Source organism: Parabacteroides sp. AF17-3 (assembly GCF_003635445.1).
In the GTDB taxonomy this organism is placed as follows: Bacteria; Bacteroidota; Bacteroidia; order Bacteroidales; family Tannerellaceae; genus Parabacteroides; species Parabacteroides goldsteinii.
This window is the reverse complement of record NZ_QTMM01000018.1, coordinates 44,645-62,007: the sequence shown is the minus strand read 5'-3', so window position 1 is coordinate 62,007 and position 17,363 is coordinate 44,645. Positions and strand designations below refer to the sequence as shown.

The following is a 17,363-nucleotide window of genomic DNA, read 5'->3' as shown; positions in this document are numbered from 1 at the left end:
TAAAAAAAGCAGCTACTTTTAAAGTAGCTGCTTGATTTTCAGTGGTACCACCAGGAATCGAACCGGGGACACAAGGATTTTCAGTCCTTTGCTCTACCAACTGAGCTATGGTACCGTTTGTTTTGTTTAACGGGTGCAAAGGTAGGGAAAATATGATACATTCCAAATGTTTCATGAAAAAAATGTCGAAAAAAATGCATTTGAAGAAATTGAAGGGGTGAATGCAATATTTTTTTGAAAAAAAACATCGAAAGTGTTTGCGGATTCAAAAATAGTTGTACCTTTGCAGCCGTAATCAAAAACGGGATGTAGCACAGTTGGCTAGCGCGCCACGTTCGGGACGTGGAGGTCGGAAGTTCGAGTCTTCTCATCCCGACTACAAAAAGAGGTAAATCAGAAATGATTTACCTCTTTTTTTGATATCCTTTATACGTACATTATATATATAAGGACTTCCGCATCCGGAAATTATCCATTTCAACATTATTTACTTTGACAAGCTGTTCCTGTTCTACGATGAACCCTCGTTTTTCGAAAAAAGGACGGGCGGTAAAACTCACTTCTGAAAAGAGGTTGGGTATATGATTGTTTCGTGCAAAATCTTCTGCAAAATCCAATAACATGGTGGCAATACCTTTACCACAGAATTGGGGTAGTATGAACATACTGTGTAAATATCCTTGGCTATTAAAAGAAGTGAATCCTGTTATCCGGAAAGATTTTGTTTCTTCTGCGACGATAAATTGCAGGCCGCTTGTGAATAATTCCTGCCAACGTTCAGGAGAGGCACGTTGTACCCAGGCTTCGATTTGTTCGGGCGTATAATCTTTTTTACAATTATTTCTTACACTTTGCTCGAAGACGGAGTGAAGTTCCGGAAGATCGCCTGCTTCAGCTTTTCTCAGGCGGACCGGTTTTAACTGCATATGCAGGATTGGATAAGCTTTTCCCTGTCCGTCGATAGCATCCCGCGCTATGACCTCGAATCCTCTGTTCTGGTAAAAATGCAGGGCTTGGGTATTTTGCTCGTTTTCATCTACCTTCTGCATCTTCTTTTCCCGTATGGCATATTCAAGCAATGTTTTTCCCAAGCCTTTTCCTTGCTGTGCAGGATGAACAAAAAGCATTTCGATCAGTTCGTCGCTTAATCCCATAAAGGCGGTGATTTGTTCTGTTTTTCTGTCTCTTATAATGTAGAGTTCTACTGCACGGAAATACTCGTTTCTTATCAGAGGTTTGTAATATTGGATATCATCTTCCGTCAGGAAATGATGAGTGCTGCGTACAGATGCTTCCCATAGCTGGATTAGTTCGTCGTAATCTCTTATGGAAGCAGCTTCATACATTGTTTGTTGTTGCTTTTCTTTCATGATTGTCCTGTTTTAGAATTTAAAATCCAGCCTTTTTCTCTATCCGGATGATTTGGCCTGATACCGGATGCCGGAATTCAAGGAACTCCGCATGCAGGTAAAGGCGGTCGGCTCCTTTGCCATATAATTCGTCACCGATAATAGGAGCATTGAGGCCTAGTGGGTGGGAAGCATGTACACGCAACTGGTGCGTCCGTCCTGTAAGCGGATAGAAAGCAATGCGTGTCCGATTTCCGTTGTGGGCAAGAACCTTATATTGGGTAATGGCTGGTTTGCCATGTTCCGTACTCACAATCTGCCGGGGACGATCCATAGGGTCGAGGCAGAGGGGAAGGTCGATAATGCCTTCTTTGGGTATGACTGTTCCGTCAAGCAACGCGGCATAACGCTTTTTTACCATTCGGCTCTTGAACTGTGCCTGTAAGTTCTGATGTACTTCTTTTGTTTTGGCAACCAGTAATATGCCGGAGGTTGCCATATCCAGGCGGTGTACTATCATAGGTCCTGTTGCTTCGGGATAACGTGCTTCTAGTCGATGGTAGACAGAGTCTATATCCGCTTTGCCCGGAACAGATAACATTCCGGCAGGTTTGTTAATTGCTACCAGCCAGTTATCTTCGAACAGGATTTCAAGTTCTGTGTCACGATGCAAGTCGTTTAATAGCGGATTTTCTTCTACATTCAATCCTTGCAGCATGTGCTTTAAAATCGGTTCGCATTTCCCTTTGCAAGCCGGATAGAAATATCCATGATGGCGTATTTCTCTTTTAGGCGAATTACCCCACCAGAACTCTGCCATAGCAACAGGTTTCAGGCAATGGAGGTAGGCATATTGTAGCAATTTGGGTGCTGCACATTCTCCGGCTCCGGCAGGAGGAACCTGTTGTGTAGTCTCTTTGAAAATTTCACATAAGTCTTTCGTCTCTCCTTTCCCATTAAGTATCCGAAACTGCTCGAAAAGTTGCTGCTGTAAAGCGGCTGAGCGGGTTTTACGTTCTGTTTTCAGCTGCTCTATCGCCTGGTCTAATGTCTCTGCTTCTGATCGTATGGCGGAAATACGTTCATCCCATTGTTTTTTTAGCCGTTTTAATTCAGCCTTTTGAAACTGGCTTTCACGTATCATGTTTGCCAGTTCGTTTTCGTCGGAGGTATGCTTGCGCCTTTCTTCTCGTTTTTGTTGGGCCTCTTTCAGCTCTTCTTTGGCTGTACTGATTGCTTTTTCTGCCTGGTCGATTGTTTCTGACAGTAGTGTCTTGGTTGCCAGATAGCTTTTATCCGTCTGAGCCTTTTTGATGCGCGCGTTGATAGCAGATATCTGATCTTCTTCGATCCGGAAGAAACCGTTCGGTTGTTGAAGGTCGTAAATGGGAGGGACGAAATAATCATGTAGATTTTTTCCCGCCAGAATACCGGAAAAAGCGGCCAGATAGCCGGTCTCTCCTGTCTGGGTTTGTACGATCAGGACACCGAACATCTTCCCCTGCTCCAGATCACTTTTCCATTCATCCTTGTTTTGCAGATATTTTTGTACCTCGGCTGCTGCCGCTACGCATAAAGGATGAGGTGTGTAATGGAATGGATAAGTAAACTTTTCCGGTAAATGAAAATGCGTAACCGGAAAAGGTAACTGATGGAACTTGTTCATTTCTGGGATCGACGCAATATTTTATTCGCTTTTTCTTCGCTGGAAAGAAAGCTCAGCGACTTGATGATGTCTTCGTAATTCTCGGAATCGACGATATGAGGGGCCACTATTTCCAATACTTCCAGTTTATCATCATCGAAAGTGTAGATGGACATGAGGCGTATGCACTGTTTACAGGTGAAATTTTTATTGGTAACCCCCATTTCAAGAAGTTCCAGCTGGTCGTCTTTAAACGGTTTCTGTTTGACCTTGTTGTATAATTGCTGAAAGTCTTTTTCGTTTATAGCCCTGGATGGTCTTCTGTGGTCATCCGGGCGGGATGGATGGGGACGTTTTCCGTAATCGATATCACCGGGAGGATAAATGGCGACCGGAGGGTTTACCGGATAATTATCACCGTCGAATGAGTTCATATTGCTCACCCTTTCGTTGATGAAGTTGACTATAATGATGGTTGTTTCCGCTGTCAGCGGATTTGTTTTCTTGTATTCCCATTCTTCAACTTGTTCATCGAACCGGCGAAAGTCGGGTTCACCGAGCAGACTGACGACTTCTTTTTTAGCCATCCCTTTTTCAACCTTCATGATAGCACTTTTGCCGGTCATGTAACTTCCGCAACTACAAAAGGATATGGAACTGATGATCAGTGCAAGTGCTATGAATGTTTTTGTTTTCATGATCTTCGAACTTTATATATGTATATTGTTTGTTTGTAGAAAACAAATATATAAAGGAATATCAGATTATGACTACTCTTTAGGGATAAACTTGTTTGGTTTTCGTAATATTCAATATTCCGTCATACATACGATGGAGGCTGATATACCGGCATTTATTCTTCATCTTGAGCAGTACGACACGTTCCGTGTATCCGATTTGATCGAAGAAGGAAGGGAAAGATTTTCCGGCGAGTTCTGCTTCCTTAATTCTTTGCTCATCCATTTCCATGAATTCCTCATGACTTTTGGCCTTGCGGGAGAGTTCAAACGCAATGTCGATGTCTGAATAATCTGTTTTTTCAGGATCAATATAACTGCCGAATAAAACGATTTTGGAGACTCTATACAGGTAAAACTCATTACTGTTGATCTCTTCGACCCGTTCCATGAATTCCTTAAACTGTTTATCGGCCTTTTCCTTGTTGAGCGGATTTGTATACCGGGCTACACAAAGGGCTTGGCCTTTAATGGTCAGTTGATACTTCCCTTTCTTCTTGGCAGCTTCGATATATCCTTCGGATAATAAGGCATCGATAAGCTCTTTCGTTTTCTCTTTGTTGAGGTCGAATTGTTCGCTTATCATCTCCGGAGATATCAGAGCGGGTCTGATGTGATCAAAATAATCCCTGATTTTCAGGATAGGAATATCGCAGATTGTCTGTTTGCGTGTCAGTCTCATAATGATATAATTTTATGTTGGGGCAAAGGTACAATCTTTTAAAAGAATAATCGTTTAAAGTTGTTGTTTTTCAATGGTGGTCATGGAATATCCTGGTGGTTCCGCCATCAATTGTTATGTTTTCACCGTTAATGAAATCATTTTCTTCCTGACAAAGGAACAGACAGATACGGGTTATATCTTCCGGTTTTCCCATTCGTCCGGAAAAGGGTATGGGATGGGCTTCCGGGTCGATCTGGTCGTAATCGTCTGCTTGTATCCAACCCGGAATAATGGAGTTAACCGTTGTATGACAAGGTGATAAAGACATGGCAAGTGTCTGTGTTAATGAGCATATGCCACTTCTAGATGCGGCGTATGCTTCGCAGCTAAGTCTGTTTGTTGGGTAATGAGTGGACGATATGTTGATAATCCGGCCGTACGAGTTGGGTGTCGTTTGTGATTGACGGTGAATAGCGAGCAGACGGGAGGTAATAAATGCCGGTCTCAGGTTTGCGGATAAAGTCTGGTCGAAATCTTCCACGCTGGTTTCTGTGAGAGAGGCGAATTTACTGATGCCGGCATTGTTGATGATGATATCCAGGTCGCTCCAATCTTCCAGGATATGGTGCATACAGTTTTCAAGAGCTTCTTTATTGTTGATATCTACGTGATAAAAAGTGGTACCGGTTTTTTCGGCAGTTTCTTTTCCTGATTCTTCATTCCAGTCACAAAAAGCTACACGGTGCCCGGCCATACGGAACGCCTTGACAATTGTTTTTCCGATACCGTCAGCACCTCCTGTCACGAAAACTCTGCGCATTTTGTGGATTGGAGTTGTTTTTTTCTTGCCGTAGCCGCTCTTTGTAGCGGAAGATTTTTGAGACTGATATTCCTGATATTTTCTTTCCAGATAGTTATCTGCCATGATGTTTAGTTTTTTATGATCTGTCTTTATAATACTTGTTTAGTTGCAATTCCGGATTGGTATTTTTAAGAACTCTATATTGTCAGGCTATTAACCAATTCCTTTATAATTCGTTATATTTTTTGGCACTCCCTTTGGCTTTGTTTACCGGATACTTTTCACCATTTCTTTTCAGTTTGTTCAGTATGATTTCTTTGATGTCCATGTCGTATTTATGGGCGATCAGGAATGCGTAGTTCATGATATCAGCTAATTCTTCTTTTACCTTTTCAATGTTTACTTCTTCCGGCTTTTTCCAAAGGAATGCTTCGTTCAGTTCGGATGCCTCTATCGATAATGCCAAAGCCAGGTCTTTTCCGTTATGGAACTGATCCCAATCCCTATCCTCGGTGAAACGGACTATTTCTTTCATTATTAGCTCTATATCAGAATTGTTTGTAGTCATATGCTGTCTGTTCTAAATTACGAATAACGAAGATATGAAATTGCTGGTAATGTAAATAGAAAGATTGTGATTATTTTATTAAATATGTTTTTACATTTGTAGGTAATAAGAAATAGAAAATATGACAACGAGAGTATACAAGGTTTCTGACTTTTGCGACAGGGTGACTAATAACATTCATGCGTTGATTGACGATTTATCTCAGATATCCAGGCATGTGAGTCAGGAAGAAAAAATAGCTTGGAAGCAGTCTTTCCCTGAGGTGGCTTCTGTTTTGTCAATGGCAATGGCGCAAAATAAAGGGCTGGCGGATGCTCATGTTGCATTGGAATACAAACTACCGTCTGTTTCTTTCTGGTGTGATCTGGTGCTGATAGGAAGAAATAAGGAGAATGAAAAGCAGGCAATTATTTTAGAACTGAAGAACTGGCAGGAAAACAGCAAGGATACTCCCGGATGTTTTGAAGGGTTGATGATCCGTCATGGCGCCAGCCAGCAGCATCCTGCGGACCAGGTGAAAGGTTACATTGAATTTTGCAGACATTTTCACTCTGTAGTGTTGGAACAAAATGTGAATGTGGACGGTTGCGTATTTTTCACCCAGAGAATCAATCTTGAACCTTATAAATCTGCTCCGAACGATAAATTGACAGGAGAATATCTGTTATTTGATACAATGTTGAAAGGTGATCTTTGTCATTTTATTTGTGATCGCTTGTCTGTTGGGGATGAAGAATTTGCTAAAACCTTTGTAAAGGGGTATTATAAGCAAGATAAAAAGATTCTTTTGCAGGTTGCCCGTAATTTTGCGGAAAGTACAGCGAAGCCTTTTGTTTTGTTAGGAAAACAGCGGGAAGGATATGCCGAAGTACAACATAAATTATCGGAGACGGTCACTTCCAGGAGTAAACAAGTCATTATAGTACAAGGCCTTCCAGGTTCCGGAAAATCGGCAATGGCTGTGAATTTATGGTTTGATGCGGTCCGGCAATATCATGCTTGTAACAAACCGGATTCAGAAAATAACGTCCTATATGTCACAACATCTTCATCACAAAACGATAATTGGGCACATATTTTTAAGGAGCACGGAAAAAGATATAATGCAGACAAGCTGATAATAAAGGCAAATGCCTTTAATCCCGGACTTAACGGGGCTAAGGTGAAAGAGCGATATCAGAATGAATTCGAACGTCTGGATTCCAGATATATTGTTCACAGATCCGATAACAGTAAGGAACTCAACAGAATGTACTGGAAAGACTATACGGACTATTTGGAAAAAACGGTTGGTATTACATATAAACCTGATCAACATTTTCTGAGTATTGTCGATGAGGCTCATGCCTTGATAGACCCTTCTTCTCCAAGATTTCAAGGTAACAAAATTGCCGGATGGTGTTACCAAATGGGACCTCAGGCTTATCATATAATGAAGGCAAGCTGTATTTCTGTATTTTTTATTGACGGCGATCAATCGTTTCGTGATAATGAATCTACATCGTTGGAAGATCTGGTGAACATCGCAAAGATGGTTAATGCTACGGTTCATTTTATCAGCTTGGAAGGGATACAATTCCGTTGCGGAGGTTCCAAAGAATATGTGGATTGGGTAGAAAGCGTTTTACAAGGGAAAGAGATTGATAATGTGTCTCAATGGATAGAGGAAATACCGATGACTGTTTTTGATTATCCCAGTGATATGGAGCATGCGTTGCGTAACAAAATTAGTCAGACAACGATGGATGCTCGTATTGTCTCTTCCTATTCACGTAAATGGATAAGTAAGAATATACCGGATATGCATGCTGTATTTCCTGAATCGTGCGATTTTGTTCTTCCGGACCGAGAGAACAGAACTTTTTATAAGTATTGGAATGATCACACATCTTATACTAATTATATTTTGGGAAGGGGAGATGCGATGCAGGATGATCCGTTATCGGAAGTCGGGTGTCCTTATGTGGTTCGTGGTTTCGATTATGAATATATCGGTGTTCTCTGGTTGGAAGATTTGGTGTGGAGAAACGGGAAGTGGATGTTGGACCTGAACTATATAGAAGAAACAGCCATTGCCTCTACTAAAAAATCAGTGAAATCCAAAATAGGCAAAAAGCGTTCTTTAATTGCGCTGACTCCGGATTCGGAGGCGTTGTTTAGAAGGGTAACAGGGACATACCGAATTTTATTGACCCGGGCAACTAAAGGAAATTTTCTTTATATCAAAGATAAAGAGACACGTGAACATATCAAACAACTGATCGGATAAAAATAAACCACCATGAATAGTTTTTATGCCGCTTCTTCTGAGAATTTTTTTCAGGATGTAAAGCAGGGTCGCTTTCAGCAATTGATGATTGAAAATGCATCCCGTCAAAATATAAATGTAGGTGAGGCAGAGCAACGTTCCTATAAAGCAAGTGGTCAAAAAATAAAGGAATTGTTGAAGGCCGGCAGGATAAAAGACGTATATCTCGTCTTTGAATTGATGGTCCCTTATTCCGGGTGTCGGATAGATTGTATGATATTCGGGTGTGATTCGGAGGATGGTAAAAATGTCATGCACATTGAATTAAAGCAATGGAGCGAAGATGGTATATTTCCTGCATCCAGTGCCGGAAATTTTGTGGAGGCGTATACCGGAGGAAAAATACAAACAGCTGCGCATCCTTCGCAACAGGTGAAAGGTTATCATGGATATCTGAAGGCGTTTGTGGAGGCGGTAAGTACGGATAGTTTGAATTTACAGGGGTGTGCTTATTGCTTTAATTATATAAGGAAAGACGATGACGGAGTTTTGTTTAATCCGAAGTTTGATGTATTGCAGGAAGAGTTCAGGACTTATGCTGCCAACGAAAAGGATGAACTGGCAGGTTTATTGCATACTCTTTTTTCGCATGGAAGCGGAGAAGCCGTGTTTAATGAGTTTTGTTTCAGTCCGCTGTACCCTTCGGTCAATTTATTGGAAAACATAAGTGATATATTGACTTTAAATGATAAATTGTCATTAATAGGGAAGCAGATCGAAGCTCGTAATGATATATTAGCATATTTGCGTAATAGTGACAGGTACGGGAAGAATGTTGTGATAGTCAACGGAGGACCAGGAACAGGGAAAACGGTCATTGCTTTGAAAGTATTGGCAGAACTGTCGGCGAAAGGTAGATATCGTGTAATGTTTGCTACAAAGTCGAAACCTTTGCTGGAAGCTATAAAGTGTATGGTCGGGAGGCAGGAGGCCAATTTATTGTTTCATAATTTGAATGACTTTATACCGGCTCGCTGTATGGAAAATGGAGTCGATGTGTTGCTGGTGGATGAGGCCCACCGGATAGAGTTGAGCCCGAACAATAAGTATACGAAAAAGGATCATTGGACTGAGTTGTCTCAGATTGAGACTCTTATTCGTGCAGCTCGCTCCTGTGTGTTTTTCATTGATGATCGTCAGGCTATTCGTCATTCAGAGATAGGGAAAACGGGTTTGATAACGTCTTGTGCACAAACCAATCACTGTAAAATTGAAAATATAGTTTTGGAATCCCAGTTCCGTTGTAACGGTTCGGATAATTATTTGAATTGGTTGGAGGATGTGTTATATCCCCGGACGGCTTCCTGTTCATTTTCCGCAGAAGAGTATGATTTTAGGATATTTGATGATCCAGCTGAATTATATCGGGCTATTAGGGAGAAGAATAGTGAACCGGGTATGAAGGCTCGTTTGACGGCTGGGTTTTGTTGGGAGTGGTCTGATCCGAAAAAGACAGGTTTGGTCATTAATAATGATATTAAAATAGGTACATTTCACATGCCATGGGAAACCCATATGTCTGTAACGGATCGAAGACATCTTCCCGAAGGTTATTGCTTTTGGTATGAATGGGCTTATTCTCCTTATGGCATTAAGCAAGTGGGATGTATTTATACGGCCCAGGGTTTTGATTTTGATTATATAGGTGTTATTGTTGGTAATGATCTGAAATATAATGCCTCTGCGGATTCTTTGGATACAGAAATAACCGCCACCTATGATCCTGTATTGAAAAAAGACAGGAAGAATTTCGATACATATGTTCGTAATATTTACCGGGTATTAATGTCAAGAGGGATGAAAGGGTGTTATATTTATTGTGTGGATAAGGAAGTTGCTGATTATTTTAGGAGACGATTAATGTTGAAGGATTGATACTGTGAGTAGAAGTAGAAAACGAACTTTGGCTGCTATCCGTTTTCATTAAAAAAACGGTTTACTTTGTTTTTATTCGGTTGCTTCCCGATATAATTCATCGTATTTCTGTACAGTGAGATTATCCAAATCACTGAGAGTCAGTCCAAGCTCAGAAAGATAAAAGCGAAAATAAAAGTTGCCAACCATAATAGATTTTCCTATACAATTGTAATAAATGAGTTTTTTATTCACTCCCTGTATTAATGCTGCTTGAGTGATAGACGCTATAACAGCCACGTATTCACCTTTTTTATTGAATACAATTACTGCCCTTTTTGATTTATTATCCGGTTGACTCATGCTATGTTTTTTTAGTGATTAATATAAATTGCCGACACTAAGTTAATAAAATAAATTATATATATAGTATTTAATTTGTAACTTGTTTGTTTATAGCTTGTTATGGCTGTAAACGGTAACCATGAAGATGCTGTTTTTCGGAAAATGAGATTTCGAAATATTATAAGACAGGCATAAAAAACTTTTACCTTTGAAGTGAAATAATTAATGTAAAAGCAAAATGAAAACAGTGAAAATGAAAAGTGAAAGCAGTCGCTCCTGGTTTGAAAGACAACATATTCTTTCAATGGAAAAATATATTTCTAAAGAACAATATCTAGGAAAAGACATGTCGGAAATAATTGAAGAAGTTAATGAAAATCTTTACAGGGGACAATTTCTTGGAATAGAACATTCATATTCAAAAGCCTTAGAAATATTTTTTAAAGAGAAAGTTCAGGATAGCAGGGATATTATATTTTGGTGGAATGAGACTTTTTTTCATCTGAATCTTTTGCCGGGAACACGTGCGGGCAAAAGAGATGAAAATGATGGATCTATTCTTTTTATGATTGAAAAGATATCTTTTACCCAGGAACCTCTTTTTACATATGTCCTATTACAATTGGAACCTAATCTTCAATTGGATATAATTGATACTTATGAGCGGTATACGGCTAAGGATATCAGGTTTAAAATTTATAGTCGTTCTAAATTTAAGATTGATGGTACTGTAGAACGGGTACCGTGTAGCAATACATGCGAAGCTATTAATGAATGTTTGCAACTAAAACGTATTCCGGAAGTAACTTATCGTTTTCGCTTGTCTGATTCAAAGGAGAAAATGGATTTTAAAGGAGAAGGTGTTGATTATCGGGATTTATCTTTTGTAAAAAAATATCCGCATCTGTTCAATGATGATAAACTACCATATAAAGACTTGTTGCATTATATTGGTTATTTAGCGCCTGCTTGTCGGGATGCTTTTTTATTACAATGTGCCGGTTTTTTTATGAAGGAGATTATGGATATTCAATATCGTGAAGGATTTCTGAAAAACATGAAAATTAGTACAGTTCATAGCCGGACTATCGTTGCAAGGAGAAAGTTAGAAGATATTTTATTGAGAGAGGGATTATTGGGTGGATGCGATTGAGGAATTAAAAGCAGACAAAGGTTTAGGACAGTAATCTTAGGGGGATTGTGGAGCACGAAGCTGCCAGAAAGCTACGGCAGCCGCAGCGGCTACGTTGAGTGAATCGACACCGGACGACATAGGGATACGGACTACGTAGTCGGCTTCAGCAATTGTTTCCGGTGGAAGTCCGTCTCCCTCGGTACCCATCACGATAGCCAGCTGGGGTTCGGTTACCAGGACCGGATCATCAATGGAAATAGAGTTGTCCGTGAGCGCCATGGCTACAGTACGAAATCCCAATTTGCCCAAGTCACTGAGAGAACCATTCATCCAGGTCCATGGCACAAGAAAGACTGTTCCCATCGATACTCTGACCGCACGGCGGTTCAACGGGTCACAAGAGTTACGCGTCAGTAATACGGCATCGATTCCAAAGGCAGCTGCTGAACGGAAAATGGCACCAATATTGGTTGTATCAACAACTCCGTCGATAACGACGATGCGTCGGGCTTCCCGGCATACCTCTTCCATACTGCGTACCGCAGGGCGACGCATGGCACAAAGAACACCTCGTGTCAGAACATAGCCGGTCAATGTAGCTAGTAGTTCTCTGCTACCCGTATAGACAGGCAGATTACCACAACGTTCAATGATCTCGGAAGCATCCCCTGTGATATGTTTATGCTCACACAAAATAGCTAAAGGTTCAAAGCCTGCGTCCAAAGCTCTTGTGATAACCTTTGGACTTTCTACGATAAAAATACCCTTATCAGGCTCGATACGGTTGCGCAACTGAGCTTCGGTGAGGGTACAGAACATTTCAACACCGGGATGAGATAAAGAGGATATTTCGATAACAGGCATATTCTTATTTATAACTTTCGGTTAGACATACAATCGTTTTATTCATATAACAGGTCGTTTTAACAGGCATTAAACAAGTCTTTAATAAATAGCGACTTTGATGACACCGTCCAGTTTGTTTTCGAAAACACGATATGCCTCCTCTATCTCGTTCAACGGAAAGTGGTGGGTGATAAGAGGAGTGGTATCTATCTTACCTTCCTCAATCAGTCTGAGAATCTCTGCACAGTCACAGCCGTCTACTCCACCTGTTTTGAAAATCAAATTCTTACCATACATGTCAGGTAAAGGGAAAAGCAGAGGTTTGTCGTAAAGAGCCACAATAGTGACTATCGCATTGGGACGAGCGCACTCCCACGCCATCCGGAAGCTATCTTCAGTCCCCGCCACTTCCAGAACAACATCAGCTCCGCCGTGATCACTGTTTTTGAGTACAAACTCTTTGCAGTTATCAGGTGTCGTTATCCGTACCTCGGGATAATGTTCACGGACAAACTGAATCCTCTCGGGAGACTTTTCACAAACAATGATACGCTTCGGATTCTTCAGCATCGAGCAGAGCAAAGTGCAAATACCGGTAGGACCGGCACCAATGATGAGGACAGTGTCTTTCTCTGTAATCTCTGAGATACGAGTTGCCCAGAAACCAGTGGCAAGTACATCACCGACAAACAGAGCCTGTTCATCACTGACCGTATCGGGGATACGATTCAGCCCTTGATCGGCATAGGGTACTCTGACATATTTCGCCTGTCCGCCGTCGATACGGCAACCTAAGGCCCAACCACCGTTGGGATCGGTACAGTTATTGACATATCCGTGGTGACAAAAGAAACACTCCCCGCAGAAAGTTTCGACATTCACAGTCACTCTGTCGCCGGGTCTGACTGATGTGACATCAGTTCCCACTTCCTCCACGACACCTACCATCTCATGTCCGATTGTTGTTCCGGGTACTGCACGCGGTACACTACCGTGCTTGATATGCAGGTCGCTGGTGCAGATGCTGCCAAGAGTCACACGTACGATTGCATCCCGTGTATCCGTAATTTTTGGTTCCGGTTTGTCTCGTAATTCAAATTTACCTTGTTCAATATATGTGTATGCAAGCATAATAATCTCTTTGTTAATTAATCGATTCTATCTACCGCAAAGATAGTTATTTCATCAACTGCAATCATGTGTTTCGAATGCCTTAATAATTATTGATGATATATGGAAATCGTTGGAAATTATTACCTATTTCCCGATGCAAAACTTCCCGAAAATATTCCCCAATATTTCATCATTACTAATCTGTCCCGTAATTTCTCCAAGATAATGCATACATTCCCTGATATCCTGGCTTAGGAAGTCACCGGAGATATTCATTTCCAGTCCGTTGATTACACGGAGGATGGCTTCGTGGGCTTTTGTTAGGGCTTCGTAGTGGCGGATGTTTGTGACGATGACGTCGTTTTGAGATACTTCGGGTAAAGCGGCGGCCTGGATCAGATGCTGCTTGAGTACTTCGGTATTTTCCTGTTGTTTGGCGGAAATGTATATGCGGTCAGCTGGAATATTGTTAAGCAATTGTTGCTTGAGCTCCAGTTCATCGGACGAAAGCAAGTCGGATTTGTTGAAAACAAGGATTACCTTTTTGTCTTCTGCTTTCGGGATAATCACTTTAGCCAGTTCTTCAATCTGTTCCGCCGGAGTGTTCAGGTCGATTACCCAAAGGACGATGGATGCCTGGCGGAGCTTTTGAAAAGTGCGTTCGATACCAAGGCTTTCAATGGTATCGTTGGTTTCGCGGATTCCGGCCGTGTCGATAAAGCGGAAAGTCACTCCTGAGAGATTGATCGTATCTTCTATCACATCGCGGGTTGTTCCGTGGATGTCGGAAACGATGGCACGTTCCTCACCGACGAGTAAATTGAGCAAGGTTGATTTACCGGCATTTGTCTCTCCGATAATGGCAACCGGAATACCGTTTTTGATGGCGTTTCCGACACTGAATGAATCAGCCAGTTTGCGGATCAGTTGTTCGATGCCAGTTGCCAGTTGCTTCAGATTGGTGCGGTCGGCGAACTCGACGTCTTCTTCGCTGAAATCAAGTTCCAGCTCGATCAATGAAGTGAAATCGAGTAGTTGACTGCGCAGTTTGGTCAATTCATTACTGAAACCGCCACGCATCTGGTTAATAGCCAGTTTGTGCATACCGGCTGATGTGGATGCGATCAGGTCGGCTACAGCTTCTGCCTGGCTCAGGTCCATCTTTCCGTTCAGGAAAGCACGTTGTGTATATTCTCCGGGGAGTGCAGAACGGCATCCCTTTTCAATCAGTAGCTGAAGGATCTGTTGCTGGATATAAACCGAACCGTGACAAGTAATCTCGACAGTGTCTTCTCCTGTAAATGAATGAGGAGCGCGAAAGAGGGCGATAAGTACATCGTCAATCAACTCTTCCCCGCGGCGGATACTACCGTAGCGTAAGGTATAGGCTTTCTGGTTCTGAAGATTCTTTCCATCGATCTTAGGCGTGAAGATTGCGTCACAAATTGTTATAGCCTCAGTGCCGGATACACGGATAACAGCTACGCCTCCGGCTCCGGGGGCTGTCGATACGGCACAGATTGTTTCTTGATTAATCATATATTAGTTGACAGTTGACAGTTGACAGTTGACAGAGATACCAGTGACAAAACTGTCAACTGTCAGCTAAGTTATACGGTTATTAGTTCATATTCCTGAGTTCCCAGTCCGATTTTTTCGGCATGTTCCAGTCCGGCCTGCCAGTTGGTTTCCGGATGCATGATGTGGAATTTGTCGCATCCTTCCAAATGGTCGTGATGAGGCGAATCCGAAAGGCGGTTGCCGGTCTCCAGAATCGGAGCGTTGATGACTATATCGGCACAGGCTTTATCCAAAGCAACCGGGTCGAATGATGCGGCGATACCCAAGTCGGGAACGATAGCGGCATCATTATGATTCCAGCAATCGCATTCGGGAGAGACATTCATGATAAAACTGATATGGAAATTCGGTTTATCGAGTAATACCGCTTTTGAATATTCGGCAATTTTATAGTTGAGCCGTTCCGATGTGTCTCCATCACCCATGACCGCTGCATCATATTGACAAAGAGCAACACACTGGCCGCAACCGACACATTTCTCATAGTCGATTGTTGCTATTTTGCTGCCATCCAGGTGAATGGCGTCATGAGCGCAATGTTTTACACAAATATTACAACTTTTACAGTTTTCGCGGTCTACGATCGGTTGGGAGGCAGAATGTAATTCCAGCTTACCTCCGACACAGGCGCAACCCATGCCCAGGTTTTTCAAAGCACCGCCGAAACCTGTCTGTTCATGTCCTTTGAAGTGGTTCATGGTCAATACAATATCTGCATCGACGATGGCAGCTCCGATCTTTGGTGCTTTACAATATTCACCGTTTATTTCTATTTCGCGGTAATCTGTCCCTTTTAGTCCGTCTGCGATAATCACTTCACATTTGGCTGAGATAGGGTTGAAACCATTTTCCATGGCGCTCTCCAGATGATCTACGGCATTCGAACGGCGGCCGGAATATAATGTGTTGCAATCTGTAAGAAAGGGTTTTGCCCCTAATGAACGAAGCAAAGTAGCCATGCGGGCGGCATAATTGGGACGGATGTAAGCCAGGTTCCCCGGTTCTCCGAAATGAATCTTAATTGCTACAAACTGATTCTTAAAATCAATGTTTGTAATGCCGGCGCGCTTAACAAGACGCTCCATTTTATCCAGCAAGTTACTGGATGGAGTTGTGCGAAGATTAGTAAAGTAAACTTTTGATTTGTCCATTTTCTTATTGGTTTTTGTCATGCAAATTTACATGTTTATTTATCATAATGTATTACATTTGTATCAAATAGTTTAGTTTATGGACATATACCAAGTAAACCATCAGCAATTACTGAAGGGGATAAGATGCAATTTTCAGCGATATCTTTATAAACAGATACAGTGGGATGATCGTCTGATTGGAATTTTTGGCTCGCAAGGTGTCGGGAAAACAACCTTGTTGCTGCAACGGATAAAACAGGCTTTCGATGATTCGGATAAAGCCTTGTATTTGAATCTGGACAGCATTCTTTTTCAACGGGAAAAAATGGTCAACGTGGCTATGCAGTTCTATAAGGAGGGAGGTACGCATCTGTTTTTGGACAGCGTGCACCGTTATGCCGATTGGATGGCGGAGACCAGGAAGTTGTTGGAACGTTGTCCGAATCTGAATATTGTTTTTGCTTCTTCTTCGTTACTTCCGGTTTCAAAAGTGAAGAAAGGATTTAAGAACCAAGTGTCTTGTTATACATTAGCAGCCATGTCGTTTAGAGAATACCTTTCGTATGAATGTGTCTTGGATTTGCCTCCGGTTTCTCTGGATGATTTGTTGGAAAACCATGTGGAAATATCGAGGAATGTGAACGACCAGATTGTCGTTGCTCCTATCTTCCGTAACTACCTGGAACATGGTTGTTATCCGTTTTATTGGGATGATCCGGATGCATTTCCATTTCGTTTGCAGGACCGGGTGAGAGAGATGGTCGATGTTGATCTGCCTCCTCTTTATCCATTGGAATATCGGGAATTGAAGGATATTAAAAGGCTAATGATGTCTATTTCCGGTCAGATACCCGATGTGGCTGACGTAGCCGACCTGGCTACTCTGTTGAAGTTAGAGCGGACGGATGTCAAGCGGTATTTTGATTATCTGACGGATGCGGTTTGCATAAGATATTATCAGTCTAAAAAGCAGACTCAGAATCGTCTTCAGAAAACTTATATAGGTAATACCAATTTATTGATGGCTTTCGAAGAGGATGTGAATGACCGTGTGATATTGGGAGAGACTTTCTTTGTCGATCAGTTATCTAATTTTGCAACGGTTGAGTTGTTTGAGAATAATGACTTTCTGATAAACGACAAATATATTTTTATGGTTGGCGATCCGTTGATGGATTATGATCGGATCAAAGAGTTGGATAATGCGTTTGCCGCTATCTACGGTCAACCCAAAAGTCAGAACAACAAACTCCCGATCTGGTTGTTAGGACTTTGTTATTGAT

The 17,363-nt window shown here is 41.7% G+C and carries 15 protein-coding genes and 2 tRNA genes; 5 read left to right on the top strand and 12 right to left on the bottom strand.

Annotated elements, in window-relative coordinates; translation table 11 throughout:
- Positions 1-42 precede the first annotated feature (42 nt).
- Positions 43-115, bottom strand: a tRNA-Phe gene (locus DWW91_RS22110).
- Positions 116-302: 187 nt separating this feature from the next.
- Here DWW91_RS22110 and DWW91_RS22105 point away from each other — a divergent pair.
- Positions 303-376: transfer RNA gene (locus DWW91_RS22105), tRNA-Pro, on the top strand.
- A 61-nt stretch (positions 377-437) separates the two neighbouring features.
- Here DWW91_RS22105 and DWW91_RS22100 read toward each other — a convergent pair.
- The 6 genes from DWW91_RS22100 to DWW91_RS22075 form a co-directional block, all read right to left on the bottom strand.
- Entirely contained in the window at positions 438-1,370 is a 933-nt protein-coding gene (locus tag DWW91_RS22100; protein ID WP_122328927.1) for a GNAT family N-acetyltransferase, read from the bottom strand.
- A 19-nt stretch (positions 1,371-1,389) separates the two neighbouring features.
- A complete protein-coding gene (locus DWW91_RS22095; protein ID WP_122328926.1) occupies positions 1,390-3,015 on the bottom strand; it encodes an RluA family pseudouridine synthase in 1,626 nt (541 codons plus the stop codon).
- Positions 3,012-3,692 carry a DUF4476 domain-containing protein gene (locus DWW91_RS22090; RefSeq protein WP_007654050.1) on the bottom strand — a complete coding sequence of 227 codons (681 nt, stop codon included), beginning with the start codon at positions 3,690-3,692 and terminating at the stop codon, positions 3,012-3,014. Before DWW91_RS22090 ends, DWW91_RS22095 begins: the two co-directional genes overlap by 4 nt.
- Positions 3,693-3,771: 79 nt before the next feature.
- Positions 3,772-4,413 carry a nucleotidyltransferase domain-containing protein gene (locus DWW91_RS22085; protein ID WP_122328925.1) on the bottom strand — a complete coding sequence of 214 codons (642 nt, stop codon included), beginning with the start codon at positions 4,411-4,413 and terminating at the stop codon, positions 3,772-3,774.
- A gap of 70 nt (positions 4,414-4,483) precedes the next feature.
- Positions 4,484-5,320 (bottom strand): SDR family NAD(P)-dependent oxidoreductase, encoded by an 837-nt coding sequence (locus DWW91_RS22080; RefSeq protein WP_122328924.1) that lies wholly within the window; start codon positions 5,318-5,320, stop codon positions 4,484-4,486.
- 103 nt (positions 5,321-5,423) lie between these two features.
- On the bottom strand, positions 5,424-5,765 hold the full coding sequence (locus DWW91_RS22075) for a nucleotide pyrophosphohydrolase (RefSeq protein ID WP_007654043.1): 342 nt from the start codon (positions 5,763-5,765) through the stop codon (positions 5,424-5,426).
- A gap of 121 nt (positions 5,766-5,886) precedes the next feature.
- Between DWW91_RS22075 and DWW91_RS22070 the strand changes: the two genes are divergently transcribed.
- Entirely contained in the window at positions 5,887-8,034 is a 2,148-nt protein-coding gene (locus tag DWW91_RS22070; RefSeq protein WP_122328923.1) for a DNA/RNA helicase domain-containing protein, read from the top strand.
- Between the two features lie 12 nt (positions 8,035-8,046).
- Positions 8,047-9,948, top strand: coding sequence for a DUF2075 domain-containing protein (locus DWW91_RS22065; protein WP_046147725.1), 1,902 nt, complete (start codon positions 8,047-8,049; stop codon positions 9,946-9,948).
- Positions 9,949-10,020: 72 nt separating this feature from the next.
- On the opposite strand, the gene DWW91_RS22060 is transcribed toward DWW91_RS22065, so the two are convergent.
- Complete coding sequence (locus tag DWW91_RS22060) at positions 10,021-10,290, bottom strand: hypothetical protein (RefSeq protein ID WP_007654037.1); 270 nt, start codon at positions 10,288-10,290, stop codon at positions 10,021-10,023.
- A gap of 220 nt (positions 10,291-10,510) precedes the next feature.
- Between DWW91_RS22060 and DWW91_RS22055 the strand changes: the two genes are divergently transcribed.
- Positions 10,511-11,425, top strand: coding sequence for a hypothetical protein (locus tag DWW91_RS22055; RefSeq protein WP_010800425.1), 915 nt, complete (start codon positions 10,511-10,513; stop codon positions 11,423-11,425).
- Between the two features lie 36 nt (positions 11,426-11,461).
- Here DWW91_RS22055 and DWW91_RS22050 read toward each other — a convergent pair whose 3' ends face one another.
- The 4 genes from DWW91_RS22050 to DWW91_RS22035 all read right to left on the bottom strand — a co-directional run bounded on the left by DWW91_RS22050 (position 11,462) and on the right by DWW91_RS22035 (position 16,098).
- Positions 11,462-12,271: an RNA methyltransferase gene (locus DWW91_RS22050; protein ID WP_122328922.1), complete on the bottom strand. Its 810-nt coding sequence runs from the start codon at positions 12,269-12,271 to the stop codon at positions 11,462-11,464.
- Between the two features lie 81 nt (positions 12,272-12,352).
- Positions 12,353-13,384, bottom strand: a complete 1,032-nt coding sequence (locus DWW91_RS22045) for an alcohol dehydrogenase (RefSeq protein ID WP_046147728.1) — start codon at positions 13,382-13,384, stop codon at positions 12,353-12,355.
- Between the two features lie 126 nt (positions 13,385-13,510).
- Complete coding sequence (gene mnmE / locus DWW91_RS22040; RefSeq protein ID WP_199722618.1) at positions 13,511-14,902, bottom strand: tRNA uridine-5-carboxymethylaminomethyl(34) synthesis GTPase MnmE; 1,392 nt, start codon at positions 14,900-14,902, stop codon at positions 13,511-13,513.
- Between the two features lie 74 nt (positions 14,903-14,976).
- Positions 14,977-16,098, bottom strand: a complete 1,122-nt coding sequence (locus DWW91_RS22035) for a DUF362 domain-containing protein (RefSeq protein ID WP_122328954.1) — start codon at positions 16,096-16,098, stop codon at positions 14,977-14,979.
- Positions 16,099-16,177: 79 nt separating this feature from the next.
- On the opposite strand from DWW91_RS22035, the gene DWW91_RS22030 reads away from it, so the two are divergent.
- The gene (locus tag DWW91_RS22030; RefSeq protein ID WP_122328920.1) at positions 16,178-17,362 is read left to right on the top strand and encodes an AAA family ATPase; all 1,185 of its coding nucleotides are present in this window, start codon (positions 16,178-16,180) and stop codon (positions 17,360-17,362) included.
- The last annotated feature ends 1 nt before the right edge of the window (position 17,363 follow it).